Below are 25773 nucleotides of genomic sequence, written 5' to 3' on the forward strand. Positions count from 1 at the left end.
CGGGAGCGGCGGGCGGCGGTGCGGCCCTCCCGTGAAGGAGCGCGGGACCGCTACTTGCTCGCGGTCTCCTCGGCGGCCCGCCGGTCGGACTGGCGCGAGACGGTCTCGGTGAGCTTTCGGGCCAGGCTCTGGGGGGTCAGGCCCAGCTCGGCGAGGATGTCGTCGCGCTTGGCGTGGTGCAGGAACTCCTGCTCGATGCCGAAGGTGCGCACCGGGATGTCCAGTTCGGCGTCGCGCAGCGCGCGTGCCACGGCGTCGCCCACGGCGCCCACACGGCCGTTGTCCTCGACCACCGCGACCACCCGGTGGCGGGCGGCCTCCTCGACGAGCACCGGGTCGAGCGGCTTCACCCAGCGGGGGTCGACCACGGTGACGCCGATGCCCTGGTCGGCCATGCGGTCGGCGACCTCGCAGCAGGTCTGGGCCATGGGTCCCACGGCGACGAGCAGCAGGTCCTCGCTCTGGCCGCCGCGGGTGGCCCGGCGCAGCACGTCCATCGAGCCGGTGCGCCCAACCGCCTCGATCTCGGGCGCCACCGCGCCGGTGGGGTAGCGCAGCACGGTAGGTGCGTCGTCGACGTCGACGGCCTCGCGAAGCTGCTCGCGCAGCCGGGGCGCGTCGCGCGGCACGGCCAGCCGCAGCCCGGGCACCACCTGCAGGATGGACAGGTCCCACATGCCGTGGTGGCTGGCGCCGTCGGGGCCGGTGACCCCGGAGCGGTCCAGGCAGAAGGTCACGCCCTGGCGGTGCAGGGCGGCGTCCATCAGAACCTGGTCGAAGCAGCGGTTGAGGAAGGTGGCGTAGACCGCGACGACGGGGTGCAGCCCGCCCATGGCCAGCGCGGTGGCCGAAGTCGCGGCGTGCTGCTCGGCGATGCCGACGTCGAAGCAGCGGTCGGGATAGGCCTCGGCGAAGGGCGCCAGGCCCGTGGGGTGCAGCATCGCGGCGGTGATTCCCACGAGGTCGGACCGTTCGGCGCCGAGGGCGACCATCTCCCGGCTGAAGACCTTGGTCCACTTCTGCGGTGCGGGCGCGGGCTGCTCCCCCGTCGCCGGCGCGGGCTTGGCCGCGCCGATGGCGTGGAACTGGTCCTCCTCGTGGTTCTCGGCGGGGGCGTGGCCCTTGCCCTTCTGGGTCAGGCAGTGCACGATCACCGGGCCGCCGAAGTCGCGCGCGCGGCGCAGCGCCTTCTCCACCGCCTGCTCGTCGTGGCCGTCGATGGGGCCGAGGTACTTGAGGCCGAGGTCCTCGAACATCATCTGCGGCTGGATGGCGTCCTTGAGGCCCTTCTTCAGCCCGTGCAGCGCCTCGTACAGCGGCTGGCCCACCACCGGCGCCCGGTTCAGCGCGGTCTTGGCCAGATCGAGGGCCTGCTCGTAGCCCTGGGTCATGCGCAGGGACGCGAGGTGGTCGGCCAGGCCGCCGGTGGTCGGCGAGTAGGAGCGGCCGTTGTCGTTGACGACGATGACCACCCGGCGGTCGGGGGCGGACGCGATGTTGTTCAGCGCCTCCCAGGCCATGCCGCCGGTGAGGGCGCCGTCGCCCACCACGGCCACCACGGTGCGGTCGGAGCGGCGCTGGATGACGTTGGCCTTGGCCAGGCCGTCGGCGTAGGACAGGACCGTGGAGGCGTGGGAGTTCTCGATGAAGTCGTGCTCGGACTCCTCCCGCGAGGGGTATCCCGACAGCCCGCCCTGGCTGCGCAGCTTGGAGAAGTCCCGGCGGCCGGTGAGGATCTTGTGGACGTAGGACTGGTGGCCGGTGTCGAAGAGGACCGGGTCGCGCGGCGAGTCGAAGACCCGGTGCAGCGCGAGGGTGAGCTCGACGACGCCCAGGTTGGGACCCAGGTGGCCTCCGGTGCGGGTGACCTCGGTGATGAGGAACTCCCGGATCTCGGCGGCAAGCCGCGGCAGGTTCTCCGCCGGTAGCCGCTTCAGGTCCTCCGGATTGCGCAGCGAGTCGAGTTGCGTCAACGTCTCGTCAGTCCCCTCGTCCGGCGTGTCCGGCACAGCGGTGCCTCCTGCGCGCCCGGCACGCCCATCCTGCTCGGTTGCACCGAGTCTATGAGCCGCTCGATGCACGTGTTAACCGAACCCGCCACCCGTCCGCGCGGCCGCGGCCACCCGGCGCATCTCGGCCGCGATGCCGTCGGTGCTCCAATGGGCGTTGAGGCCGCTGGGGTTGGGCAGCACCCACACCGGCGTACCGGCGATCGGCTCCGGGCGCGGGCCGATCCGGGCCGCCGGGTCGCCGAACGCCTGGCGGAAGGCGGTCACCCCCAGCACCGCCAGCGCCCCGGGCCGGTGCACGCGCAGCGTGCGCTCCAGGTCGGCGGCGCCCGCCCGCAGCTCTTCGGCGCTCAGCTCGTCGGCGCGCGCGGTGGTCCGGGCGGCCAGGTTGGTGATCCCCAGCCCCCATTGCGGGAGCAGGTCCTGCTCGTCGGGGCGCAGCCGCCGGGGGGTGAGGCCGGCCCGGTGCAGCGCGGGCCAGAACCGGTTGCCGGGGCGGGCGAAGTGGTGGCCGCTCCAGCCGGAGTAGAGGCCGGGGTTGATGCCGCAGAAGAGGATGTCCAGGCCGGGCGCGAGGATGTCGGGGATCACGGCGCCGCGGGCGGCCGCGAGCTCCTCCTTGCCGGGGCGCCGGGCGGGCCTGCCGCCGGGGCCGGCCTCCTCGGGCTCCCGGGGCTCCTGTGCGTCCTCCGGGCTGCGTGGGGCGCTCATCGCCCCGAACCTACCCCAGCACCGACTGCACCAGCAGCACGGCGCCGGAGACGGTGACCACCGCGAGCAGGGCGGTCCGCATGCGGCCCGCGTCGACGACGCGGCACAGCGGGCGCCCGACCAGGAACCCGACCACCACGAAGGGCATCAGCCACAGTCCTGCGGCGGCCTCGTCGGCGTGCAGTTCGCCGCCCGCGGCCAGCATGCCCAGCGACATCAGGGCGCTGACGAGGAAGTAGGCGCCCAGGGTGCCGCGGATGCGGCTCGCGCTCTCGTGCTGGTAGAGCAGCGCGACGGGCGGCCCGCCGATGGAGGTCGCGGTGCCCGTGAACCCGGACACCAGTCCGGCGGCCAGCAGCGACCGGCGCCGGATGCGCACCCGCACCTCGCGGACCGACAGGGCCACCGCGACCAGCACCATCGCGCCCACCCCGCCCGCGATCACCTCGGGGTCCGCGGTGGCCACGAGCCACACCCCGGCCAGCGAGCCGGGGGTGCGCCCCACGACGGCCCAGAACAGCCCGTGCCGGTCGATGCCGCGCCATTCCACCGCCACCGTGAACGCGGGCAGTACACAGGTGGCGATCAGCATCGCCCCCGGCATCAGGGAGGGCTCCAGCAGCGCCACCACGGGCGCGGCCAGCAGGCCCAGCCCCAGGCCGACGCTGGACTGCACGACGGCGCCCAGCAGCACGGCCGTGCCCGCTACCAGAAGGAAGGAGAGTTCGGGCATAGGAGGCCGACGCTATATCCCCCTTTGTCCGATCGGAACTGAGGGGTAGGGCCATGGGACCTCTTCCGGCTCCGCCCCTGCACAGGGCGGCGCCCCCAGAGGGGAGGGGCTCTGGGGGCGCCGGGGGCGGCCGCACCGCACCGGGGGTGGGAGAGGGACGGGGCGGCCGGGGATGCGTGCGCCGGGAGTGCGCACGCGGGGGTCGATCAGCCTCCTCGTGCGTGCGCGCGGCGGCTGCGGCGCGACATCGCGTCGAGGGTGACGGCGATCAGCAGCACCAGGGCGGTGATCATGAACCGCACCGGGGTGCCCATCTGCAGCAGGTACAGGCCCGAGGTGATGGCGCCCAGCACCAGTCCGCCCAGCAGGGCGGAGTAGGCGTTGCCGCGACCGCCGAAGAGGCTGGTTCCGCCGATGACCGCGGCGGCGATGCCCATCATCAGCTCCTCGCCGGCAGCGGTGTCCAGGCTGGCCGAGAAGGAGCGCGAGACCAGCATGATGCCGCCCATGGCCGAGAGCATCGAGGCCAGGGCGAACACCGAGATCCGCACCCGGTCGACGTTGATGCCGGCGCGGCGGGCCGCTTCGGCGCCGCCGCCGACCGCAAAGACCATGCGCCCGTAGCGGGTCTTGCGCAGCATCAGGTCGAAGGCGACCACGAACCCGACGAAGATCAGGAACGCCAGGGGCACGCCCTTGTACTGGTTGAGCACGTAGACCGCGCCGAAGACCGGGACGGCCAGGGCGAGGCTGCGCACCGCGATCTCCAGCGGCGACATGGCGACGAGACCGGCGGCCGCGCGGCGGCGCTCCCCGTAGAGGGTGAAGACCACGAACGCGCCCACCGCCACGGCCGCGATGCCCCAGCCGAAGGCCGGCACGAAGAACGTGTGGGTGAGAGCGGCGATGGGACCGCTGTCGCTGATGTTGATCGTGCCGTCGCTGCCCAGCAGCTGCAGCTGCACCCCCTGCCAGCCCAGGAGGCCCGCCAGGGTGACGACGAACGCCGGCACGCCGACCTTCGCGAACATGGTGCCGTGCAGGATGCCGATGACCAGGCCGGTGGCGGCCGCGGCGGCGATGGCGAGCCATTCCGACACGCCCATCCGCACCGCCAGCACGGCCAGGACCGCCGCCGAGGCGCCGGCCACCGAGCCGATCGACAGGTCGATCTCGCCCAGCAGCAGCACCATGATGACGCCCGTGGTCATCAGGCCCACACCGGCGATCTGGACCGTCAGGTTGGAGAGGTTCTGCGGCGAGAGGAACCGCTCGTGCATCAGCTGGAAGACGATGCAGATGAGGATGAGGCCGACGATCACCGGCAGCGGGCCGAGCTCGCCGCCGCGGATCCGGCGCTTGATCGCGGCCAGCAGGCTCGCGGGGCTGGTGCGGGTGACGATCAGCCGCGGGTCCTGATCGAACGCGGGGTCCTTGCCGGTTCCGGCGTCACTGGAGGCGGGTGCTTGCTGTGCCATCACGCTTCCTCCGTCCGGGTCGCAGAAGCGCGGCGGGAGACCGGGTTGTCGGACGCGCCGGTGATGGCCGCCACGATCTCCTCGTAGCTGGTGTCCTCGACGCCGAAGTCGCCGGCGTTGCGTCCCAGGCGCAGCACCGCGGCCCGGTCGGCGACCGCGCGGACGTCGGCCATGTTGTGGCTGATGATGAGGACGCCGAGTCCCCGGTCGCGCAGGCGCTCGATCAGGTCGAGCACCTGGGCGGTCTGGGCCACGCCCAGCGCGGCGGTGGGCTCGTCCAGCAGCACGACCTTCGGCTCGCCCAGCAGCGAACGGGCGATCGCGATGATCTGCCGCTGCCCGCCGGAGAGGGAGGCGACGGGCACCCGGAGGCTGGGCATCTTGACCGAGAGGGAGTCGAGCAGCTTCAGTGCCCGCCGCTCCATCTCGACCTCGTCGAGGGCGCCGAAGGCGGTCTTCTCGACGCCCAGGAACAGGTTGGCGACGATGTCCAGGTTGTCGCACAACGCGAGGTCCTGGTAGATCGTCGCGATCCCCAGGCGCTGGGCGTCGGCGGGCCGGCCGATCTCGACCGGCTTGCCCTCCCAGAGGATGTCGCCGCTGTCGGCGGGGTTCACCCCGGCGATCACTTTGACGAGGGTGGATTTGCCCGCGCCGTTGTCACCCAGGAGGGCGACGACCTCCCCCGGGCGGACCGAAAGGTCCACCTGGTTGAGCGCCTGTACAGCGCCGAAGCTCTTGGATATCCCGGACAGTTCCAGGACTGGTCTACTCAATGTCGCGTCCTTTAGGCTGCGCCCACGACGGGAGTCGCGTGTCTCGTGTGGTCCCGTTCTCAAGACGGGCGCCGGTTAGCGGACCGGCGCCCGTCCTTCGCGCGGCGTACGCGCTACTGCTCGTCGATGCTCTTGCAGAAGTCGCTGTCGGCGAACCGCTGCGTGCAGATCTCGTCGACGGTGTAGAAGCCGTCGGAGATCACGGTGTCCTCGATCTCGTCGACGGTCACCGGCACCGGCTCGATCAGCACGGACTTGACCTCCTTGCCGTCGCCGTCCTTGACCTTGGTCAGGCCGTAGTCGTCGCCGCCCTGGTACTTCTCGCCGGTGGCCGCGGCCACCGCCATCTCGGCGGCGATGCGGGCCTCGGGCCGGATGGCCTTGTAGACGGTCATGTACTGCTCGCCGCTGACCAGGCGCTGGATACCTGCGATCTCGGCGTCCTGACCCGTGATGGGGGGCAGGTCGTCGACGCCGGCGCTCTTCAGCGCGGCCACGACGCCCGCGGCCATGCCGTCGTTGGCGACGTAGACCCCGTCGATCTCGTCAGCGCCGACGGAGGTGATGGCCTGCTCCATCTCGGTCTGCGCCTCGTCGGGGTTCCACTCCGGGGTGTCGTACTCGGCGGCGATCTCGACCTGGCCGTCCAGGACGTCGTGCGCGCCCTTCTTGAACAGGGCGGCGTTGGGGTCGGTCGGCGAGCCGTTGATCATCACGATCTTGGCGTCCTCGCCGGCGCCCTCCTCGTCGAGCGCCTGGAGCAGCGACTGGCCCTGCACCTCGCCCACGCGGCGGTTGTCGAAGGAGACGTAGTAGTCCACGCCGCCCTGGGCCAGGCGGTCGTAGGCGACGACCGGAACGCCCTGGCTCTTGGCGTTCTTGACGATGCCCGAGGCGGACTCGGCGTCGACCGCGTCGAGCACGAGCACGTCCACGCCCGAGGTCAGCATCGCCTCAGCCTGGGACTGCTGCTTGGAGGTCTCCTGGTCGGCGTTCTGGTAGAGAAGCTCGCACTTCTCGCAGATCTCCTTGAGCGACTCCTGGAAGTACGGCTTGTCGAACTCCTCGTACCGCGCCGTCTTGGTCTCCGGCAGGAGCAGTCCGACCTTGAAGCCCTCCTCCACGCTCGCTGTGCCGCCTTCGTCCGAGGCGCCGGTGGTGGTGGCGCCGCAGCCGGTCGCGAGCAGGGACAGTGCCGCTGCCGCCCCGACCGCGGCGCGGAACATGAATCCGCTTCGCTTATTCAACGGGTTGACCTCCTCTTGCGGTCCCCGAGCCGGATTGCGTGGGGGACATCCAGCGCAGTTGTGCGCCGGATCACTCGGTGGACCAATGCGGTGAAGTCAAACCCCTCCGCGTGTTGGCGTCAAGCCTTGAACACATAACCGAAGTGTCACAGACAGTTCATTCAACCGCTGAAGCCAGAAAAACCGCAGGTCAGAGCCATGATGCCCGAAAAGTGAAGGTCGGTGAACCGTGCTGCGATTTTACGGTCAGGTCTCCGCGGCCGCGGCGGCCGCCAGCAGCAGCGCGCCCCGCAGGGCCGCATCATCGCCCAGGTCACCGCGCACGATGCCCATCTGCGAGAGCGCGCTGCCCAGCGTTCCCAGCTCCAGCGAACGGCGCACCGGCTCCAGCAGCGCCTCGCCGGCCTCCATCAGCTCGCCGCCCAGCACCACCAGCTCCGGGTTGAACGTGTTGGCCAGCACGCCCAGCCCGCGCCCGAGCGCGGCGCCGGCCTCGGCCACCACCCTGCGGCACCCCGGGTCGCCCTCCTCGGCGGCGGCGACCAGTTGCGAGACGTTCGCGGGCGTCTGCTCGCCCTGCTGGGGGAGCATCCCCAGCAGGTAGGGCGAGCCCAGCACGGTCTCCAGGCACCCGCGGTTTCCGCAGCGGCACACCTGCCCGCGTTCGTCCAGGCCGATGTGCCCGATCTCGCCCGCCGTGCCGCCGGCGCCGCGGAAGAGCCGACCGTTCACGACGATACCGGCGCCCACGCCTTCGCTGATGTGCACGTAGATGAGGTGCTCGCAGCCCGCGGCGGCGCCGCCGCGCATTTCGGCCAGCGCGCACAGGTTGGCGTCGTTCTCCGCCTGGACCGGCACGCGCAGCCGCGCCGACAGCGCCTGGGCCGGGCGGAACCCGGCCCACCTCGGCATGCAGGTGATGGCGCCGATCTCGCCGGTACCGAGGTCGACGGGGCCGGGCACGGAGGCGGTGGCGGCGGCGATGGTCGCGTGGTCCACCCGCAGGCGCGTCAGCAGCGTCTCGACCAGCCACACCGCCCGCCGCACGGCGCGCTCGGGCTCGGCGCCGGTGTCGTAGGCGATGCTCTCGCGGGCCAGCACCGAACCCTGGCTGTCGCCCAGGGCGGCGGTGAGGCGGTCCAGGGTGAAGTCCAGCGCGACGACGGCGCCGGGCGGGCGGATCAGCGTGACCGCCCGGGCCCGGCGGCCGTTGGAGGAGGTCTCGCGCACCGAGACGGTGCCCGCCGCGCGCAGGTTGCGTACGATGTTGGAGACGCTGGCCGGCGAGAGTCCGGTGCCCCGGGCGAGTTCGGCCTGGGTCAGGGTCCCTCCGCTGCTCAGCGCGTCCACGACGCGCTGCTGGTTGGCCCGCCGCAGCGCCGCCTGGGAGCCGGGTGTCACCTCGACGTCGGTCACGGGCCCTCTCCTCAGGTGCTGAACGCAGGCGCTGCTGGTGAAAGGGAGCTTACAAGACTTGAATTCAGCGCGGGAGCCGGGCCCCGGCCGCTGCGCGCCCGCGCTGAGCACAGCCGGCGACGACTGGGTCCGCACCCTGGCCGCGATGCTGAGCGACGCGCAGGCGCGGGCCGGAGGCCGCCGGGTGATGGCCGTGGAAGGCCGGTCGGGAGCGGGCAAGACCGAGCTCGCCGGACGCGTCGCCGCCCACATCGGCTGCCCCCTGCTGCACATGGACGACGTCTATCCCGGCTGGCAGGGTTTGGAGGCGTCGGTGCCGCTCGTGCGCGAGTGGATCCTGGAGCCGCTTGCGCGCGGTGAGGACCCGCGCTGGCGGCGCTACGACTGGGAGCGCGGCGCGCCGGGGCCGTGGCAGCGGACGCCCGTCGAGGGGCTGCTGGTCATCGAGGGCTGCGGGTCGGGCGGCCGGGAGCTGCGCCCGTTCCTGTCGCTGCTGGCCTGGGTGCACGCACCGCACGACGTTCGCCAGGCGCGACTGGACCGGCGCGCCGACGCCGCCGCCTACGCCCCCTACCGTTCGATGTGGGCGCGCCAGGAGGAGGCGTTCTACGCCGGCCACCGGCCGCGCGAGCACGCCGACGTGGTCGTACACAACCCCTGACCCGGCACGCACGCGCTGATCCGGTGGTCAGGGTGGAGCGCCCCGAGCGCGGCGAGGGACGCCGGAGCCTCCCACACATGTAGGCACTGCCGTCCAGGTTCGGCCTGTTCGGCAGCCCACGGCAACCCGTGAGCGGGGTTCCGGTCTTGACGCGAACCCTTTGCCTGCCGTCTAGTACCCGCCGCCGTCCTCGCCGTCCTCGTTCTCGCCGTCCTCGCCGCCGTCCTCGCCCTCGCCCTCGCCGCCTTCGCCCTCCTCCTGCTGCTGGGAGTCCTCGCCGTCGCCGCCCGAGTCGTCGTTGCAGGCGGCGAGCGAGAAGACGGCGGCCAGGCCGATGGCTCCCGCGGCGACCAAGCGCCGCAGCGTGCCCACGTTCCGCGTGTGCATCCGGCTCCTCCTCGAAGTGGGACGCCCCGCGCCGATGCCGTCGGCCGCGTATTCCGGCCGATCGGCGCATGTCGGCGACGCGGCGAGTCTAACCCTCCGTACCGGCGGCGGCCAGGAACCGCGGCGGCGGGCCCGCTGCCTGCGCCGCGGGCCCGTGCGGGCTACCGGTCGTCCTGCATGTCCCCGCCTTCGTCCTGCATGCCCTCGTCGCCGCCCATGGACTCCCCCTCGTCCATGCCGTCGCCGGAGCCCTCGTCGGCGGAGTCCTCGCCGCCCATGCCGTCGCCGGAGCCCTCGTCCATGGACTCCTCACCACCCATGTCCTCCTCTCCGCCGTCCTCCATGCTCTCGCCGCCTCCCTCGTCCTGCATGCCCTCTTCCGCGCCCTCGTCCTGCATGCTCTCCTCGCCGCCGCCGTCCTGTTCGGCGCTGACCTCGTCGCCGCCGCCCGAGCCGCCGTTGCAGGCGGCCAACGAGAGAATCGCGGCCAGGCCGATGGCTCCGGCGGCGACCAGGCGGCGCAGGGTGCTGAGGGGTCCGGTGGACATGGGTGTCTCCTCGTACTCGTTCGATCACATGGTGGCGCCGCCGCAGGACACGGCGGGGCCGGGCCGCGGGGCCGGGCGGCCCCGCGGAGTTCGTGGGGAGGCCGTCCTAGGAGACGGTCACGTCGACGGTGTGGTAGCCGGTGGCGCCGTCGGGGGCGGGCCGCGCCTCGTCGGCGGTCTGGGTATGGCCCGACCGGTCGGAGGCGCGCACGCTGATCCGGTGCTCGCCGGGCTCGGCGTCCCAGTCCAGGACCCACTGGCGCCAGGTGTCGGCGGTGTCCTCTGCGGCCAGGCGCGCCGGCTGCCACGGGCCGTCGTCCACGCGGACCTCGACCCGGTCCACACCGACGTTCTGCGCCCAGGCCACGCCGGCGACGGGCACTGTTCCGGCGGCCACCTCAGCGCCCGCGCGCGGGGTGCCGATGCGCGACTGGGTCTTGATCGGCGCCCGCTGCGCCCAGCCGCGCGGCACCCAGTAGGCGTCGAAGGCGTCGAAGGTGGTCAGCTCCATCTCCTCGATCCACTTGCACGCCGAGACGTAGCCGTAGAGGCCGGGCACCACGACCCGGGCGGGGAACCCGTGGTCGGCGGGCAGCGGCCGGCCGTTCATGCCGATGGCCAGCATGGCGTCGCGGCCGTCCATCACCGCCTCGACGGGGGTGCCGATCGTCATGCCGTCCGTGGAGCGTGAGACGAGCTGGTCGGCCCGGCCGCCCTCGCCGGGCGGGCGGACGCCCGCCTCGCGCAGCAGTGCGGCCAACGGCACGCCGATCCAGCGCGCGTTGCCGACGTAGGAGCCGCCCACCGGGTTGGAGACGCAGGCCAGGGTGACGTCGCGCTCGACCAGGTCGGTGCGCTCCAGCAGGTCGGCGTAGGTGTACTCGCGCTCGCTCGCGCCGCGGCCGTGGATGCGCAGCCGCCAGCTCGTGGCGTCGATGCGCGGGATCGACAGGGCGGTGTCGACGCGGTAGAAGTCGCCGTTGGGCGTGAAGAAGGAGCTGAGCCCGTCGACGTCGAGTTCGGCTCCATCGGGCAGCGGCGGAGCCGGGGAGTCGGGGCGGGGCAGCCGGACCGCCTCGCGGCTCGCTTCGACACCGGCCTGCGCGGTGGCGTACCACCGGCCGCCGGTCCCGGCGCCCGCCGAGAGCAGGGCCGCCGAGCCGGCCAGCAGGACGAACCTGCGGCGGTCGAACCCGCCCGGAGCCGCGGTCGGCGCGGCTGTCGGGCCGCTGTCGGCAGGCGCGGGGGCTGCCTGGGCACCCGCGGAGGGCGGAGTGTCGGCGCCGGTCGGAGTGCCGGCTTCGGACAGGGAGTACGCGCCGGCGGCGGTGTCGGCAGAGGCGTCTGCGGCCGCGGGCTCCGCGTCCTCGTCGGCGTCCCGCGCTCCGGCCGTATCGGCGGCGAGCCCCTCGGCGGCGACCGCGTCCTGCCCGCCCGGCTGCGCTGCACCGGGCGCGGACGGGCTCTGTGGCGGAGCGGCACGCACCAGCACACGCAGCAGGATCAGCGCCACCACTCCCCCGGCCACCGAGGGCAGCGCGTAGACTGCGTCCGCCTCCGGCCGGGTCAGGGCGGCGGCCCCGGCGATCACGGCCAGCGCGGCGATCCCGGCGTCGCCGACCCACGCGCGCCGCAGCGCTCCGACGCCGATCGCGGCCGCGAAGAGCGCGAGCAGCACCGCGGTGCCGGCGACGAGCAGCGGCCGGTCGGCCTCGCCCACCGCAGCGATCGCGAACTCCCGCAGCGCCTGCGGGGTGAGGTCGATGACGGCCTGGCCGACCGCGATCAGCGGGGTCGCCTGGGGGCGGACCAGGGCACCGGCGATCTCGGCCGTACCCAGGGCCGCGCCTGCGGCGATCAGGCCGCACAGCGCGCCGACGAGCGGGCGGGGGCGCTCCGGCGGCGGCTGGGCGCCTGCCGGTTCTGCCGCCGAGGTGTTTTGATGATCGGACACGCCCCTGCTTCGGAGCTGCTACCGGTGGGGAGACGACCCGTTCGATAACGAAGAGGTAACAGCGTTCGCGCGGGTCGGGCACCGGGGTCGCCTCCGCCGCCGCGACTCCGAATGCAGGAGGGAACACGACGAGACGTGCCGGAACCGAGGACGGTGACACGGGTGGAGCAGGCGATACCGGCGCAGCCGCCGCGCCGCGCGCAGGGGCCCGAAGGCGAGGTGAGCGGCCGGGACGGTCCCGACGGCGAGCACCGGCTGGTCGGGTTGCTGCAGCGCACCGCGTTGGGCGAGCTCGACGCCTTCGAGGCGGTCTACCGCGAGCTGGCCGGCCCCGTCTTCGGTCTCGTCCGCCGCGTCATGCTGGACCGCGCCCAGGCGGAGGAGGTCACGCAGGAGGTGTTCACCGAACTGTGGCGACTGTCCGCGCGCTTCGACCCCGAGCGGGGCGGAGTGCGCGCGTGGGTGCTGACGCTGGCCCACCGCCGCGCCGTGGACCGGGTGCGCTCCGAGCAGTCGGCCACGGCCCGCATGGAGGTCGCCGGGCGCATGGTCCCGGAGTCCTCCCCTCCCGACGACGTGGCCGAGCAGGTGGAGCACCGCCTGGAACGGGAGAAGGTGCGCCGGTGCCTGCGCCGGCTGACCGACATGCAGCGCGAGACGGTGCGGTTGACCTACTACACCGGCTACACCCAGCGCGAGGCGGCTGAACTGCTGGGGGTGCCGCTGACCACGGTGAAGGGCCGACTGCGCGACGGGCTCATCCGGCTGCGCGACTGCCTGGGGGTGATGGTGTGAGCCTGCCGGAGCGCGACGTGCACGGGCTGACCGCGGCGTACGCGGTCGACGCCCTGAGCGGTGAGGAGCGCGAACGCGCGCGGACCCATATCGAGGAGTGCGCCGACTGCCGCCGCGACCTCGCCGAGTTCCACGCCACAACGGTGCGCCTGGCCTACGCCCAGGCCGAGCGGCCTCCTCAGGCCGTGTGGGAGCGGCTGCGCGCGGCGGTGCCCAACGTGCGCCGGCTTCCGCCGGAGACGGAGGACTGCCGGCCGTCCGCGCCTCCCGGAGCGGGAGGAGGCGCCGGCGCGTCCGACGGCACCGGCACCCGCGAGAGCCGGGAGGCCGCGGGTGGCATGGAGGACGTTGAGCGCTCTGCGGAGCCAGTGGGCCGTGGGCGTCGTGCGCGTGCTGAGGGCACGACGGCGGCGGAGGGCACGACGGCGGGAGCCGGTGAGGACGTCCGAGGGGGACACGCGGACCAGGAGGGCCGAGAGGGCCGAGAGGGTCGAGTTGGACAGGGTGACCGAAGTGGCCGGGGTGGCCGAGAGGGTCGGGGCGACCAAGGAGGCCGCGAGGGCGCGGGCGACGCTCGGGTGGTCGACATGGCCAGCCGCCGGCGCCTGCGGGAGCGGTTGCCGTGGCTGATGTCGGCCGCCTGCGCGGTGATCGCCCTGGTACTGGGAGGCGCGGTGCTGGTGATGGGCCAGCGCATGCAGGAGATGAACGAGCACACCGCCAAGGTCGAGGCGCTGCTGGCCGCATCCGACACCCACATGGAGGAGCAGCCGGTCACCCATAGCGGGGCGGAGGCGACGGTGTTCACCTCCGAGAGCAGCGACATGGTGATGATCATGGTCAAGGGCCTGCCGCCCACTCCCGAGGGCATGGGCTATCAGATGTGGTACGTCGACGACTCCGGGATGCGCTCGGCCGGGATGCTGGAGCGCTCGGGCGACGGCATGTACTCGGGCATGGCCGGCGACCTGGGCCCGGCCGAGCAACTGGGCATCAGCCTCGAACCGGCCGGCGGCATGCCCGAGCCCAGCGGCGAGCCGATGAAGGTGGAGCTTTAGCGGCTTCTCCACGGCGGTGACCAGCGGCGCCGAGCCGGACTCAGCCAGGCCCGGCGCCGCTCGTCGTCGCCTGCCGAAGGCCAGCCGAGCCCGGTGCCCAGCGACCACGGGTACCGGCGCCCGGCGGCGGGCCGCACGACGAGGAGCAGCAACAGCACCGATGACCGCGCCCCACGACCACCGCTGCCGGCGCCCGGCGGCCCGCACAACCAAGAGCAGCAACAGCACCGATGACCGCGCCCCGCGACCACCGGTACCGATGTCACGCGGTTGCACACCCGACGAGGCAGCAACGCCACCCGTTGGCCAGGCCCCGGCGACCACCAGTTCCGATCTCCGGCGGCGGGCCGCACGACGGAGAGCAGTAAGTGCGGGCGAGGGACAGCGCTGCGGCCACGCCCCCGTCGGTTGGACCGATCCCGGTTTCCGCACACCGCACAGATTCAGGCAATTCGGTCATACCGACCTACAGAACCTCCCCGCAGCACGCACGAGCCGAATCCAACCAGCATGGCGACGCCCTCACACCGCCAACATTCCGCAATACGAAAAACCGCGTGACCATTTGCCCGATTTGCCCAATACTGCAGTCGCCACAGACACCCCTACGGCGACGAGACCGCGCAAACCAGCGCTCAGAGGCCCCTGAGAGGTGCATCAGAGGCATCTCGTCGCCACCGAGGTCGACCCAGGGCCTTCTAGGTGGGGCGCATTCCGGACACTCGAACTCATATCACCCCGCTCGAAGGGCGGCTGCGGCACACCAGTGCGCCGCCATAAGGCTTAGGGCGGATTCGTCGCCATTTCGGTCACGTGCCCATCCCAAATATCCAATCCGCCCCACCGAATCTGCCCTCAGCGGCCGATGACGGCAGTCTGGCGCTGGCGCGCTCTTGCCTATGTGGTGACCGCAGACCCCACCACCCACAGCCCTCGCCGCCCCCGCGACGCCCGCCCAACCCGCGACCACCCCAACCGGTCCACGCAGGCGCCACCACCCACCGCCTTCGCCTCCCCCGACGCCCGCCCAACCGACAAGCACCCGAACCGGTCCACGCAGGCGCCACCACCCACCGCCTTCGCCTCCCCCGTCTCCCGCGCAACCGGCGCACACCCTCAACCGATCACCACAGGCCCCACCACCCGGCGCCCTCGCCGCCCCCGACGCCCGCCCAACCCGCGAACACCCGAACCGACGACCGCAGACCCCACCACCCACGACCCTCGCCGCCCCCGCAACCGGCGAACACCCACCACCCACACCGTCAGACCGAGCCACCGCCGGTGCGGTCGGCTCGGCTGTTACAGGTGGCAGGCGCTGCGCACCGACTGGAGCTCGGCGCGGATGCGTTCGAGGCCCTGGCCGAGTCGTTCGGTGTGGTCGCGTAGCTGGTGGAAGCGCGCCTGGGCCGCCTGAACCGCCGTGGGGAAGCCCTCCCGGGGACCGCTGAACAGCCCGACGGTCCAGGCGACGATCCGCGACAGGAGCCAGGTTCCCAGCACGACGACGCCCAGGCCGACCGCGTCGTAGGAGTCGGGAGCCTCCAGTGACACGGCGACCTCCAGGACGATGACCGCCGCGGCCAGCACGAGTACCACCAGCGGACTGCGGCCGATCCACGCCTTGGCGCGATGCAGCCGGGTTTCGCGGGTCCAGCGTGCCGCGGCCGCCTCACGCTCCCGGTCGGCCTCGGCGAGCGCCGACCTCCACTCGGCAGTACGCACACCGCTTTCGCGGGCCGCACCCGTCAGCGAAGCGACGGTCGCGGCGATACCCGCTCGGGCGGCCGGGTCCTGCTCGCGCGCGACCGCGCCCCACAGCGCGGCGTACCACTCCTCCACCTCCGCGTGGCCGCCCGCGTCCGGGCGCATCGGGCGGTCGGGGTCCAGCAGGAGGGAGAGGATGAGCGCGGAGTCGACGGCGGCGTGCTGCGCCAGGCGCGGCACCGCGTCCTCCAGCCGGCGGCGGAAGCCGCTCGCGGCCCGCTCGGCAGCCGCGAGGCCATCGGCCAGTCGGCGCAGGTCAGCCGATCCCGGGGCATCGTGCAGGGCCAGCAGGCGCAGCACCTCCGGGCGGGCCAGGAGCAGCAGTTCGTTGTCCGCCGGCGCGCCGGTGAACGCCGGCCTGATCCGGGCGAAGCGCTCGCGCAGGTCGGCGAAGCCGGCGGGTCGGCCGCGGAACACCGGCGGCAGATCCGGGCGCTGCTGGGCGACGAACCAGGCGACGGCGCGGTTGGCGTCTTCGGGGCGGCGGCGGAAGATCGAGCGGTCGGTGGACGTGTCGCCGACGTCGTCGACCATCCACGCCTGCAGCGCGGCGCGCTCCTGCTCATCGCTGAAGACGCCGACCGCGGCCGTCCAGTCGGTCTGCATGGCGGCGGCGAGCGCCCCGGGGTCGGTGCAGCGGTGCCCGGCGAACCAGTACGGCGGCACCCCCTCGAACCCGCCGCGGTCGAGGTCGACGGTGGCGCCCGTACGGCCGGGCGGACGGGCCGGAGGCGCGGGGTTCTGATCGCCGAACACGTCGGAGTCGGAAGCGGCGGAACCGGAAGCCGGAGCAGGCGGCACCGGAGCAGCCGGGACCGGGGAAGGCGGACCGTGCGAGGCGCCCGCCGGGCTCGACGGTCCGGGCTGCGAAGGCGAACCGGGTGCTTGCGGGGCCCCGCCGGCGGGTGCCGCGCGCGTGCCGCCCGGGGCGAGGCCGGTGTAGAGCAGTGTGCCGGATCTCTCCTCCGGCCTTTCGCGCCCCACCGGCCTTGCCGGCTCTCCGGACCCGTCCGGCTCTTCCAGGCCTTCCGGTCCGCCCCCGCCTCGGCCGGCGCCCTGGGCCGGTGCCGCGTGCGCGGCCTCGGCGCGCGCGGTCTCCACCCGGGTCGCGCCGTCCCGGGCGCCCTCGACCCGCGTGCGCTCCTCGCTCCCCACGCGCGTGGCCGCCTCCGCCTGCGCAGCGGCCACTCCCCCGGCCCGCGCGGCCGCGTCCGCCTCCACCCGTGTGGCCTCCTCGGGCGGCGCAGGCGCGCGCTCGGCGCCGGTCCGCTGCGCCCGCTCCCCCGCCGCCCCCGGCACGGACGTGCCCAGCAGCATGTCCAGCAGTCCGCGCGCCTCGGGGCGGCGGGCGGGGTCCTTGTCCAGGCACGCGAGCACGACGGGCAACAGCGGTTCGCCGAGGTCGCCGGTGTCGGGCTCGCCGGTGAGCACGCGTGTGGTCCGGGCCGCCTGGGTGGGCGCGGCGAACGCCTCGCGCCCGGTCGCCGCGTAGACCATCGCCGCACCCCAGGCGAACACGTCCACGGCGGGGGTGAGCCTGGCCCCTTCGAGCTGCTCGGGGGCCATGTAGCCGATCGTGCCGACGATGCCGCTGGCGGTCATCGACGTGGCCTCGATCGCGCGGGCGATGCCGAAGTCGATGACCCGCGGACCGTCGCCGGCCAGCAGGATGTTGTCGGGCTTGAGATCGCGGTGCACGACGCCCGCGCCATGGATGGCGGCCAGGGCGGTGGCGGTGGCCACGGCCAGCCGGTGCAGGTCGGCGCCGCGCCGCGGGCCGTTCGCGCGCACGTCGGCTTCCAGGGTCGGCCCGTCGATGTACTCCGTGGCGATCCAGGGCTGCTCGGCGCCGGGGTCGGCGCCGAGGATCGCGGCCACGCAGAAGCCGCTCACCCTGCGCGCCTGCTCCACCTCGGCGGCGAAGCGGCGGCGCATGTCGCCGTCGCCCGCCCACGTCGCGTGCAGCAGCTTGACCGCCGCCCGCGCGCCGTCGGGCGCCTCTGCGAGGAAGACCTCGCCGAACCCGCCGCGCCCCAGCGGTTCGATGAGCCGGTACCGACCGGCGAAGCGATCGCTGTCCCCGGTGCCGCCCTCGCTCATGCCGTCCTTCCCGCCGACTTCTCCGCTGCTTGGACGACATTATCGGTGTCTCCGGATCGCGCAAGGCGGATGCGCCGGATCACACCGCAGGACCGCCGGACGGACGCCGCCGCACCCCCGACCCGCGGGCCTGCGGCCCTCGGCCCCACCCCCGCCGGCCCGCTGCGGCTCCCGCGCACACGTGGGGCCGCCGCCCGTCTGCGACGGTCGGCGGCCCCGCGGGCGTCCCGGTGCGCCCCGCCGGCTGCCGCCGGGCGGAGCGCCCCTACCGCCCGCCCTGCCATCCCCGGCCGGGTGTTCGCCGGCCGAGTCCTCCTCGACCGGCTCCTACGCGCTTTACGCGCCCGGCTGCTCGTTCACGGCCCTACTCGCTGATGAGCTGCCGCAGCACGTACTGCAGGATGCCGCCGTTGCGGTAGTAGTCCGCCTCGCCGGGCGTGTCGATGCGCACGTCGGCGTCGAACTCGATCCCGGTGTCGGTGGCGACCTTGACCGTCGACGGCACCCGGCCCTCGTTCAGCTCGGTGATGCCGGTGATGGTGAAGGCCTCCTCGCCGGTGAGCCCGAGCGAGTCGGCCGACTGCCCCTGCGGGAACTGCAGGGGCAGCACCCCCATCCCGATCAGGTTGGAGCGGTGGATGCGCTCGTAGGAGCGGGCGATGACCGCGCGCACGCCCAGCAGGCTCGTGCCCTTGGCCGCCCAGTCGCGCGAGGAGCCCGAACCGTACTCCTTGCCGCCCAGCACCACCAGCGGGGTGCCCTGGGCGGCGTAGTTCTGCGCCGCGTCGTAGATGAAGGCGACGGGCGCGTCGGCGGGGTCCTCGGCCTGGGTGAAGTCGCGGGTGTAGCCGCCCTCGGTGCCCGGCGCGATCAGGTTGCGCAGGCGGATGTTGGCGAAGGTCCCGCGGATCATCACCTCGTGGTTGCCGCGCCGCGAACCGTAGGAGTTGAAGTCCTTGCGCTGGACGCCGTGGTCCTTGAGGTACCGGCCCGCCGGGCTGTCGGGCTTGATGGCGCCGGCCGGCGAGATGTGGTCGGTGGTGACCGAGTCGCCGAGCTTGGCCAGCACCCGGGCGCCGGCGATGTCGGTGACCGCCTCCGGGGCGGCGCCCATCCCGTCGAAGTACGGCGGCTTGCGCACGTAGGTGGAGTCGGTGTCCCACTCGAAGGTGTCGCCGGTGGGTGTGGGCAGCGACCGCCACCGCTCGTCGCCGGCGAACACGTCGGAGTAGGCGCTCTCGTACATGTCCGAGGCGATCGCCGAGCGCATGACCTCTTCGATCTCCTCGGGCGCGGGCCAGACGTCGGCCAGGTAGACCGGCTCGCCGTCGGATCCGGTGCCCAGCGGCTCGGTGGTGATGTCGATGTCCATCGAGCCGGCCAGGGCGTAGGCCACCACCAGCGGCGGGGAGGCCAGGTAGTTCATCTTGACGTCGGGGTTGATCCGGCCCTCGAAGTTGCGGTTGCCGGAGAGCACCGAGGTGACCGCGAGGTCGTTGTCCTGGACCGCCTTGGAGATCTCCTCGGGCAGCGGGCCGGAGTTGCCGATGCAGGTGGTGCAGCCGTAGCCGACCAGGTTGAACCCGAGCTTGTCCAGGTACGGAGTCAGCCCCGAGCGCTCGTAGTAGTCGGTGACGACCTTGGAGCCGGGGGCAAGCGAGGTCTTGACCCACGGCTTGCGGGTCAGGCCCTTCTCCACCGCGTTCTTGGCCAGCAGGGCGGCGCCGAGCATGACCGAGGGGTTGGAGGTGTTGGTGCAGGAGGTGATCGCGGCGATCACCACGCTGCCGTGGTCCAGCTCGGTCCGGGTGCCGTCGGCCAGGGTGACCGACACCGGGTTGCTGGGGCGCTGGCCGTTGACGGGCCGGGCCGGGGCGTCGGAGGCCGGGAAGGACTCGTCGGAGGCCTCGTCGACCGGGCTGATGACGTAGTTCTGCACGTCGTGGCGCCAGGTGGGCTTGGCCGCCGACAGCGCGATGCGGTCCTGGGGCCGCTTCGGGCCGGCGATGGAGGGTACGACGTCGCCCAGGTCCAGCTCCAGGTACTCGGAGTAGGCCGGCTCGCGGGAGGGGTCGTGCCAGAGGCCCTGCTCCTTGGCGTAGGCCTCGACCAGGCGGGTCTGCGCCTCCGGCCGGCCGGTCAGCGTCATGTACCGGATGGTCTCCTCGTCGATGGGGAACATCGCCGCGGTGGAGCCGAACTCCGGGCTCATGTTGCCGATGGTGGCGCGGTTGGCCAGCGGGACCGAGGCCACGCCGTCGCCGTAGAACTCCACGAACTTGCCGACCACGCCGTGCTCGCGCAGCATCTCGGTGACGGTGAGCACGAGGTCGGTGGCCGTGGTTCCGGGCCGCAGGGTGCCGGTCAGCTTGAAGCCGACGACCCGCGGGATGAGCATGGAGATCGGCTGGCCGAGCATGGCGGCCTCGGCCTCGATGCCGCCCACGCCCCAGCCGAGGATGCCCAGGCCGTTCTGCATGGTCGTGTGGGAGTCGGTGCCCACACAGGTGTCGGGGTAGACCTGGCCGTTGCGGACCATGGCCACGCGGGCCAGGTGCTCGATGTTGGCCTGGTGCACGATGCCGGTGCCGGGCGGGACCACCTTGAACTCGTCGAAGGCGGTCTGGCCCCAGCGCAGGAACTGGTAGCGCTCGCGGTTGCGCTCGTACTCGATCTCGACGTTGCGCTCGAAGGCGTCGGGGCGGCCGAAGATGTCGACCACCACGGAGTGGTCGATGACCAGCTCCGCCGGAGCCAGCGGGTTGATCTTGCCGGGGTCGCCGCCGAGGTCGCCGACGGCCTCGCGCATGGTCGCCAGGTCCACCACGCAGGGCACACCGGTGAAGTCCTGCATGATCACCCGCGCGGGGGTGAACTGGATCTCCTGGGTGGGCTGGGCCTGCGGGTCCCACTGGCCCACGGCCCGGATGTGCTCGGCGGTGACGTTCGCGCCGTCCTCGGTGCGCAGCAGGTTCTCCAGCAGCACCTTCAGGCTGTAGGGGAGCCGCTCGGCGCCGTCGACGGCGTCCAAACGGAAGATCTCATACGACTCTTCGCCAACGCGGAGCGTGTCACGGCTGCCGAAGCTGTTCGCGGACACGGTGTTTGCCTCCTGATCTCGCCACTTTCTCCCGGCATCCTGCCGTAACGCAGGGGCCGGGACATCACTGAGGCTGCCCTAATCGAGATGGCCCTGAGTGCGCCTGCGGCACCACCCCACGGCACGCCGGTTTTTCCCGTTCTACCAGCGATGTCGGCCCGGCCCTCCGCGCCGCGCGCGTACGGGCGCCGGCACGCGGCACTGCTGCGCGCGCAGGGCGGCCGGTCCGTCCCTGATTCCCACCGCCTCATTTTTATCTCGATATCAAGGTATCCGAGCGGTATCTCGACATCAAGTTAACGTGGCGCGAAAGGCCGGGGCCGGACCGGGAACCCCGCCCCGGGTGCGGCGCGTCTTAGAGCCGGTACACACCGGGCCGGTGCGCGGACCCGACACCGGCCGCCGCGAGCGGAGTCCGCACCGTGCGCGCTCACGAGCCCACCCCCACCCGAGGAGCCCCCGCGATGCGCTCACTGCGCGACCTGGCCATCTTCGTCCTCTGCGGCAGTGCGCTGATCGTCTGGGGGATCATCACGCTGCTCTCGCCCGGCGCCGTCGAGGTCGCCTCCGCCGGATCGCCCTACTGGACCATCCCGCTGGGCGCGGCGATGCTCGCGGCCGGGCTTGCGCTGGACTCCCGCGCCCGGCGCCGCCGCTCCGCCGCGGCGCGAACGCCTGGGCCGGTGCCGCCGGCGCGGACGGAGCGGCCCGAAGCCGACGCTGCGGCGCCCGCCGAGGAGGGGCCCCGGGGTCCCGAGGGCACCGCTCCTCCTGCGGGCTGAGGACGGATCGCCCCCGGCCGGACTACTGCAGCTGCCGGGAGACCTGCGAGGCGAGCAGTTCCAGGTGGTCGAGGTCGGACAGGTCGAGCACCTGCAGGTACATCCGCTCGGCGCCGATCTCGGTGAACCGGCCGAGCTTCTCGACGATCTCAGCCGGGCTGCCCGCCAGCCCGTTGCGGCGCAGCTCCTCGGGCGCGCGCCCGATCGCCGCCGCCCGGTGCTCCACCTCGGCCTCGTCGCGGCCGCAGCAGACCACCTGGACCGCGGAGTAGGTCATCGCATCGGCGCGGCCGGCCGCCTTCACCGCCGAGCGCACCCGGTCGAAGGCCGCCGCGGTGTCCTCGATCGAGGCGAAGGCCACGTTGTACTCGTCGGCGTGCGCTGCCGCCAGCCGCGGGGTGCGGATGCGCCCGGTACCGCCGATGAGCACCGGCGGGCGCGGAGCCTGCTGGGGCTTGGGCAGCGCGGGTCCTTCGCCGAAGCGGTAGTGCCGCCCCTCGTAGCGGAACGTCTCGCCCACCGGCGTGGCCCACAGCCCGGTGATGACGTCCAACTGCTCCTCGTAGCGGTCGAACCGCTCCCGCGCCGAGGCGGGGAAGGGGATGCCGTAGGCCGCGTGCTCCGGCTCGAACCACCCGGCGCCGAAGCCGAACTCCACACGGCCGTTGCTCATCCGGTCGACCTGGGCCACCGAGATGGCGAGGGGGCCGGGGTGGCGGAAGGTGGCCGCGCTCATCAGCGTTCCCAGGCGCACGCGGGAGGTCTCGCGCGCCAGTCCGGCGAGGGTGACCCAGGAGTCGGTCGGCCCGGGCAGGCCGTTCCCGCCGCCCATCCGCAGATAGTGGTCGGACCTGAAGAAGGCCTCGAACCCCAGGTCCTCGGTTGCCTTTGCGACCGCCAGCTGCGTCTCGTACGTCGCACCCTGCTGCGGTTCGGTGAAGATCCTCAAGCGCATGGGGACCATTCTCGTGCCGGCGGCCGCAAAGGCCGAACCGCAACGCACGAAGTACCGGCGCCGCTTCGGCGCCGTGCGGACGCGCCGCGCGCACGCGCTCGACGCATAATCGACGCATAATCGACGCACGCCCGCGCCGGGCCGGCTCACCGGAGCGCTTCGACCTGCGGCGCTCAGTCGCGGCGCAGCACCGCCAGGCACTCCACGTGGTGGGTCATGGGGAAGGAGTCGAACGCGCGCAGCCCGGTCAGCTCGTAGCCCTCCTCAACGAACGCCGCCAGGTCGCGGGCCAGCGTCGCCGGGTCGCAGGAGACATAGGCCACCCTGCGGTTGCGCAGCTCGGAGAGCTGCCGCGCGACCACCGGGCCCGCGCCGGCGCGCGGCGGGTCCAGGACCGCGAAGTCGACCCGCATGTCCACCCACTCCCGCAGCTGCGCGGCGGTGTCGGCGTGCTCGACGCGCGCCCACGGCATGTCGCGCAGGTTGTGGCGGGCGTCGCGGACCGCCTCGGCGTCGCTCTCGACACCCAGGACGCGCCCCTCGGAGCCCACCGACTCGGCCAGCGCGGCGGTGAACAGTCCGGCGCCGCAGTAGAGGTCGAGCCCGGTCTCGCCCGGCTCGGGGGCCAGCGCCTCGACGACCGCCTCCGACAGCACCTCCGCCGCCGACGTGTGCACCTGCCAGAACCCGGCGGCGCTGACACGGAACTCGCGCCCGCCCGCGTTCTCGCGGATGTGGCGGCGCCCCCGCACCTGCTGCACCCGGCCGTTGCGGAAGCGCCGCAGCAGCGCCGCCGAGGCCTTGGGCTCGGGCAGCGGGGGCAGCTTGGCGCCTTCGGGGGTGACCACCAGCGCGGTGTCGCGCGTGCCGGCAGAGGCCACCGCCTCGACCTCGCGCACCTTGGGCCACTCCAGCTCGGCGACACCGAGCGCGTCGACGCGGGGGTGGGCGATGCGGCAGTGGTCGACGGGCTCGATCTCGTGGGAGCGGTGCCGCCGCAGCCCCGCACGGCCCGCGGAGTCGACGGCGAAGCGTACGCGGGTCCGCCAGCCCAGGCCGTCGGGCGCGCCGGGCAGCTCCTCCACCTCGACGTCGCGGTCGATCTTGGCGATGCGGCTCAGCTGCTCGGAGACGACCAGCCCCTTGAGCCTGCGCTGGGCCTCCAGCGACGCGTGCTGCCAGTCGCAGCCCCCGCACCTGCCGGGACCGGCGAACGGGCACGGCGCCTCGACGCGGTCGGGCGAGGCCTCCAGCACCTCCACGGCGTCGGCGCGCAGGAACCGCGAGGCCTCCTCGGTGATCCGGGCGCGCACCAGCTCGCCGGGCAGGGTGTGGCGTACGAAGACGACGCGCTCGTCGTGGCGCGCCACGCACCACCCGCCGTGGGCGACGCCCTCGACGCGCAGCTCCAGTTCGGTGCCGACGAGGCCGGACGCGGAGGCGCGCACGGCGGCGTTCGGATTTCGGGCAGGGCTCAACGCAGACGACCTCCGGGAGAGACGGGTGGGTGACGGGTGAGTTCGGGCTTCGCGCGGGTGACCCCCCACGCAGCGCCACCGCCCATCTTCGGGCCACTCTAGCCGAGCGCGCGGACCGGACGGGGCCCTGCGAGCTGCGCGGCGCGCGCGACCGCGGCGCCCGCGGGCCGCGCGATGGGTATACCGTCGCCCAGGGGCCGGGCGGCGGCCGTGCCCGACCCGTGAGCTAGGGCAGGAGCGAGTTGGCAGTGCACATCGTGATCTTGGGATGCGGGCGGGTGGGGTCGACGCTCGCGCACACGCTGGAGGACCGCGGCCACACGGTCGCAGTGATCGACCAGGCCCCCGACGCGTTCCGCAGACTGCGGCCGGCCACCGCCAAGGCCGCCGTGCGCGGCGCCGGCCAGGACCGCGACGTGCTCGTGGCGGCGGGCATCGAGACGGCCTCCGCCTTCGCCGCGGTCAGCAGCGGCGACAACTCCAACATCATCACCGCACGGGTCGCACGCGAGACCTTCGGCGTCGAGAACGTCGTGGCGCGCATCTACGACCCGCGCCGCGCCGCCGTCTACCAGCGGCTCGGCATCCCCACAGTGGGCACCGTGCACTGGACCGCCGACACCATCCTGCGCCGCCTGGTGCCCGGCTCCCCCGGCCTGGACGTCGGCCCGCTGTGGCGCGACCCGTCGGGCAGCCTGGTGATGACCGAGGCCCCGCTGGCCGCGCCGTGGGTGGGCCGCCGGGTCGAGCAGCTGGAGGGCGCGTTCCCGCTGCGGGTGGCCTACCTGGTGCGGGCCGGGCACATCCTGCTGCCCCGGGGCGACGAGACGCTGCAGGCGGGCGACGTGCTGCACGTGCTGACCCGCTCCGCCGACATCGACCGGATCCAGGCGCGCCTCGGCGAGGGCGCCGACGACAGGCAGGGAGACTAGGATGCGTGTCGCCATCGCCGGAGCGGGCAGCGTCGGGCGCTCCATCGCCGCCGAGCTGAGCGACAGCGGACACGAGGTGCTGCTGATCGACCGCGACTCCCGCTCCATCGGCGTGGACGAGCTGCCGCGGGCGGAATGGCTGCTGGCCGACGCCTGCGAGCTGGCCTCGCTGGAGGACGCACGGCTGGACGGCTTCGACGCCGTGGTCGCCGCCAGCGGCGACGACAAGGTCAACCTGGTGGTGTCGCTGCTGGCCAAGACCGAGTTCGGCGTCGGCCGGGTCATCGCGCGCATCAACGACCCGCGCAACGAGTGGCTGTTCACCGAGGCGTGGGGGGTCGACGTCGCCGTGTCGCCGCCGCGGATGATGGCGGCGCTGGTCGAGGAGGGCGAGGACGGGGAGGATCCCGGGGAGGCGCTGAGCGCGCTCTCGCTGCCCGAGACCGACCTGCTGGAGTTCACGCTGCCCGCCGACTCCCCGCACGCGGGGCGGCCGCTGGGCGGACTGGCGCCGGCCCTGCCGGAGGGCATCGTGCTGGTGGCGCTGGTGCGCGAGGGCCGGGTGCACACGCCCGACCCGCAGACGCCGCTGCGCGGCGGCGACGAGCTCGTCTTCCTCAGCAGCGCCGAGTCGGTCGAGGAGCTGGGCGCCCTGCTGGAGTCCGAGCTCTGACCAATGCTCCCGGCCGGCGCCCTGCGCAGCGGGCGCCGGCCGCACCCGCGTGGGCCGCTCGCCGCGGACGGATCCGCCCGGGCGCGCGCTAGATCGTTGATGGGAGTTTCCCGAACCGGCTGCGGGCATGGCGAAGGGCGCCGAAGATCAGTGTGTGAAGACAAACCTCGACGCCCTTCTCACCGCACTCTATGTCCACCTGGACGACCACGT

General features: G+C 73.3%; 20 protein-coding genes. 6 read left to right on the forward strand and 14 right to left on the reverse strand.

Annotated elements, in window-relative coordinates; all coding sequences use genetic code 11:
* Nucleotides 1-50 precede the first annotated feature (50 nt).
* The 7 genes from dxs to ABD284_RS24975 all read right to left on the reverse strand — a co-directional run bounded on the left by dxs (nucleotide 51) and on the right by ABD284_RS24975 (nucleotide 8370).
* Nucleotides 51-1973 carry a 1-deoxy-D-xylulose-5-phosphate synthase gene (gene dxs / locus ABD284_RS24945; protein WP_344148701.1) on the reverse strand — a complete coding sequence of 641 codons (1923 nt, stop codon included), beginning with the start codon at nucleotides 1971-1973 and terminating at the stop codon, nucleotides 51-53.
* A 111-nt stretch (nucleotides 1974-2084) separates the two neighbouring features.
* A complete protein-coding gene (gene mug / locus ABD284_RS24950; RefSeq protein ID WP_344148646.1) occupies nucleotides 2085-2720 on the reverse strand; it encodes a G/U mismatch-specific DNA glycosylase in 636 nt (211 codons plus the stop codon).
* 10 nt (nucleotides 2721-2730) lie between these two features.
* A complete protein-coding gene (locus ABD284_RS24955) occupies nucleotides 2731-3453 on the reverse strand; it encodes a sulfite exporter TauE/SafE family protein (RefSeq protein WP_344148649.1) in 723 nt (240 codons plus the stop codon).
* Nucleotides 3454-3659: 206 nt separating this feature from the next.
* On the reverse strand, nucleotides 3660-4931 hold the full coding sequence (locus ABD284_RS24960) for a sugar ABC transporter permease (RefSeq protein WP_344148652.1): 1272 nt from the start codon (nucleotides 4929-4931) through the stop codon (nucleotides 3660-3662).
* Complete coding sequence (locus ABD284_RS24965; protein ID WP_344148655.1) at nucleotides 4931-5707, reverse strand: ATP-binding cassette domain-containing protein; 777 nt, start codon at nucleotides 5705-5707, stop codon at nucleotides 4931-4933. Before ABD284_RS24965 ends, ABD284_RS24960 begins: the two co-directional genes overlap by 1 nt.
* A gap of 113 nt (nucleotides 5708-5820) precedes the next feature.
* On the reverse strand, nucleotides 5821-6933 hold the full coding sequence (locus tag ABD284_RS24970) for an ABC transporter substrate-binding protein (protein WP_344148704.1): 1113 nt from the start codon (nucleotides 6931-6933) through the stop codon (nucleotides 5821-5823).
* 267 nt (nucleotides 6934-7200) lie between these two features.
* Nucleotides 7201-8370: an ROK family transcriptional regulator gene (locus tag ABD284_RS24975; RefSeq protein WP_344148658.1), complete on the reverse strand. Its 1170-nt coding sequence runs from the start codon at nucleotides 8368-8370 to the stop codon at nucleotides 7201-7203.
* A 58-nt stretch (nucleotides 8371-8428) separates the two neighbouring features.
* On the opposite strand from ABD284_RS24975, the gene ABD284_RS24980 reads away from it, so the two are divergent.
* Entirely contained in the window at nucleotides 8429-9031 is a 603-nt protein-coding gene (locus ABD284_RS24980) for a nucleoside/nucleotide kinase family protein (protein WP_344148661.1), read from the forward strand.
* A gap of 171 nt (nucleotides 9032-9202) precedes the next feature.
* Here ABD284_RS24980 and ABD284_RS24985 read toward each other — a convergent pair whose 3' ends face one another.
* The 3 genes from ABD284_RS24985 to ABD284_RS24995 all read right to left on the reverse strand — a co-directional run bounded on the left by ABD284_RS24985 (nucleotide 9203) and on the right by ABD284_RS24995 (nucleotide 11920).
* Nucleotides 9203-9418 carry a hypothetical protein gene (locus tag ABD284_RS24985; protein ID WP_344148664.1) on the reverse strand — a complete coding sequence of 72 codons (216 nt, stop codon included), beginning with the start codon at nucleotides 9416-9418 and terminating at the stop codon, nucleotides 9203-9205.
* A gap of 161 nt (nucleotides 9419-9579) precedes the next feature.
* Nucleotides 9580-9966: a hypothetical protein gene (locus ABD284_RS24990; RefSeq protein WP_344148667.1), complete on the reverse strand. Its 387-nt coding sequence runs from the start codon at nucleotides 9964-9966 to the stop codon at nucleotides 9580-9582.
* A 106-nt stretch (nucleotides 9967-10072) separates the two neighbouring features.
* The gene (locus tag ABD284_RS24995) at nucleotides 10073-11920 is read right to left on the reverse strand and encodes a molybdopterin-dependent oxidoreductase (RefSeq protein WP_344148670.1); all 1848 of its coding nucleotides are present in this window, start codon (nucleotides 11918-11920) and stop codon (nucleotides 10073-10075) included.
* A gap of 219 nt (nucleotides 11921-12139) precedes the next feature.
* On the opposite strand from ABD284_RS24995, the gene sigK reads away from it, so the two are divergent.
* Nucleotides 12140-12715, forward strand: a complete 576-nt coding sequence (gene sigK, locus ABD284_RS25000) for an ECF RNA polymerase sigma factor SigK (RefSeq protein WP_344148707.1) — start codon at nucleotides 12140-12142, stop codon at nucleotides 12713-12715.
* Complete coding sequence (locus ABD284_RS25005; RefSeq protein WP_344148673.1) at nucleotides 12712-13773, forward strand: anti-sigma factor; 1062 nt, start codon at nucleotides 12712-12714, stop codon at nucleotides 13771-13773. Before sigK ends, ABD284_RS25005 begins: the two co-directional genes overlap by 4 nt.
* Before the next feature lie 1302 nt (nucleotides 13774-15075).
* Here the strand turns inward: ABD284_RS25005 and ABD284_RS25010 are convergent.
* Both ABD284_RS25010 and acnA read right to left on the reverse strand, forming a co-directional pair.
* Nucleotides 15076-17640, reverse strand: a complete 2565-nt coding sequence (locus tag ABD284_RS25010; protein ID WP_344148676.1) for a serine/threonine-protein kinase — start codon at nucleotides 17638-17640, stop codon at nucleotides 15076-15078.
* Between the two features lie 364 nt (nucleotides 17641-18004).
* Entirely contained in the window at nucleotides 18005-20740 is a 2736-nt protein-coding gene (gene acnA / locus ABD284_RS25015) for an aconitate hydratase AcnA (RefSeq protein WP_344148680.1), read from the reverse strand.
* A gap of 464 nt (nucleotides 20741-21204) precedes the next feature.
* Between acnA and ABD284_RS25020 the strand changes: the two genes are divergently transcribed.
* A complete protein-coding gene (locus ABD284_RS25020; protein WP_344148683.1) occupies nucleotides 21205-21522 on the forward strand; it encodes a hypothetical protein in 318 nt (105 codons plus the stop codon).
* Between the two features lie 22 nt (nucleotides 21523-21544).
* Here ABD284_RS25020 and ABD284_RS25025 read toward each other — a convergent pair whose 3' ends face one another.
* Nucleotides 21545-22477: an LLM class F420-dependent oxidoreductase gene (locus ABD284_RS25025; RefSeq protein WP_344148686.1), complete on the reverse strand. Its 933-nt coding sequence runs from the start codon at nucleotides 22475-22477 to the stop codon at nucleotides 21545-21547.
* A 173-nt stretch (nucleotides 22478-22650) separates the two neighbouring features.
* Nucleotides 22651-23955, reverse strand: coding sequence for a class I SAM-dependent RNA methyltransferase (locus tag ABD284_RS25030; RefSeq protein ID WP_344148689.1), 1305 nt, complete (start codon nucleotides 23953-23955; stop codon nucleotides 22651-22653).
* A 248-nt stretch (nucleotides 23956-24203) separates the two neighbouring features.
* Here ABD284_RS25030 and ABD284_RS25035 point away from each other — a divergent pair, with 248 nt between their 5' ends.
* Both ABD284_RS25035 and ABD284_RS25040 read left to right on the forward strand, forming a co-directional pair.
* Complete coding sequence (locus ABD284_RS25035; protein WP_344148692.1) at nucleotides 24204-24887, forward strand: potassium channel family protein; 684 nt, start codon at nucleotides 24204-24206, stop codon at nucleotides 24885-24887.
* 1 nt (nucleotide 24888) lies between these two features.
* Nucleotides 24889-25560 carry a potassium channel family protein gene (locus ABD284_RS25040; RefSeq protein ID WP_344148695.1) on the forward strand — a complete coding sequence of 224 codons (672 nt, stop codon included), beginning with the start codon at nucleotides 24889-24891 and terminating at the stop codon, nucleotides 25558-25560.
* Nucleotides 25561-25773 lie beyond the last annotated feature (213 nt).

It is taken from the genome of Streptomonospora arabica (genome assembly GCF_039531585.1).
Taxonomy (GTDB): Bacteria; Actinomycetota; Actinomycetes; order Streptosporangiales; family Streptosporangiaceae; genus Streptomonospora; species Streptomonospora halophila.

Bases quoted from the DNA above. Each gene is read 5' to 3' on its own strand.
- mug (WP_344148646.1), bottom strand. From the start codon at position 2,720: ATGAGCGCCCCACGCAGCCCGGAGGACGCACAGGAGCCCCGGGAGCCC.
- ABD284_RS24955 (WP_344148649.1), bottom strand. From the start codon at position 3,453: ATGCCCGAACTCTCCTTCCTTCTGGTAGCGGGCACGGCCGTGCTGCTG.
- ABD284_RS24960 (WP_344148652.1), bottom strand. From the start codon at position 4,931: ATGGCACAGCAAGCACCCGCCTCCAGTGACGCCGGAACCGGCAAGGAC.
- ABD284_RS24970 (WP_344148704.1), bottom strand. From the start codon at position 6,933: ATGTTCCGCGCCGCGGTCGGGGCGGCAGCGGCACTGTCCCTGCTCGCG.
- ABD284_RS24985 (WP_344148664.1), bottom strand. From the start codon at position 9,418: ATGCACACGCGGAACGTGGGCACGCTGCGGCGCTTGGTCGCCGCGGGA.
- ABD284_RS24990 (WP_344148667.1), bottom strand. From the start codon at position 9,966: ATGTCCACCGGACCCCTCAGCACCCTGCGCCGCCTGGTCGCCGCCGGA.
- ABD284_RS25010 (WP_344148676.1), bottom strand. From the start codon at position 17,640: ATGAGCGAGGGCGGCACCGGGGACAGCGATCGCTTCGCCGGTCGGTAC.
- ABD284_RS25020 (WP_344148683.1), top strand. From the start codon at position 21,205: ATGCGCTCACTGCGCGACCTGGCCATCTTCGTCCTCTGCGGCAGTGCG.
- ABD284_RS25025 (WP_344148686.1), bottom strand. From the start codon at position 22,477: ATGCGCTTGAGGATCTTCACCGAACCGCAGCAGGGTGCGACGTACGAG.
- ABD284_RS25040 (WP_344148695.1), top strand. From the start codon at position 24,889: ATGCGTGTCGCCATCGCCGGAGCGGGCAGCGTCGGGCGCTCCATCGCC.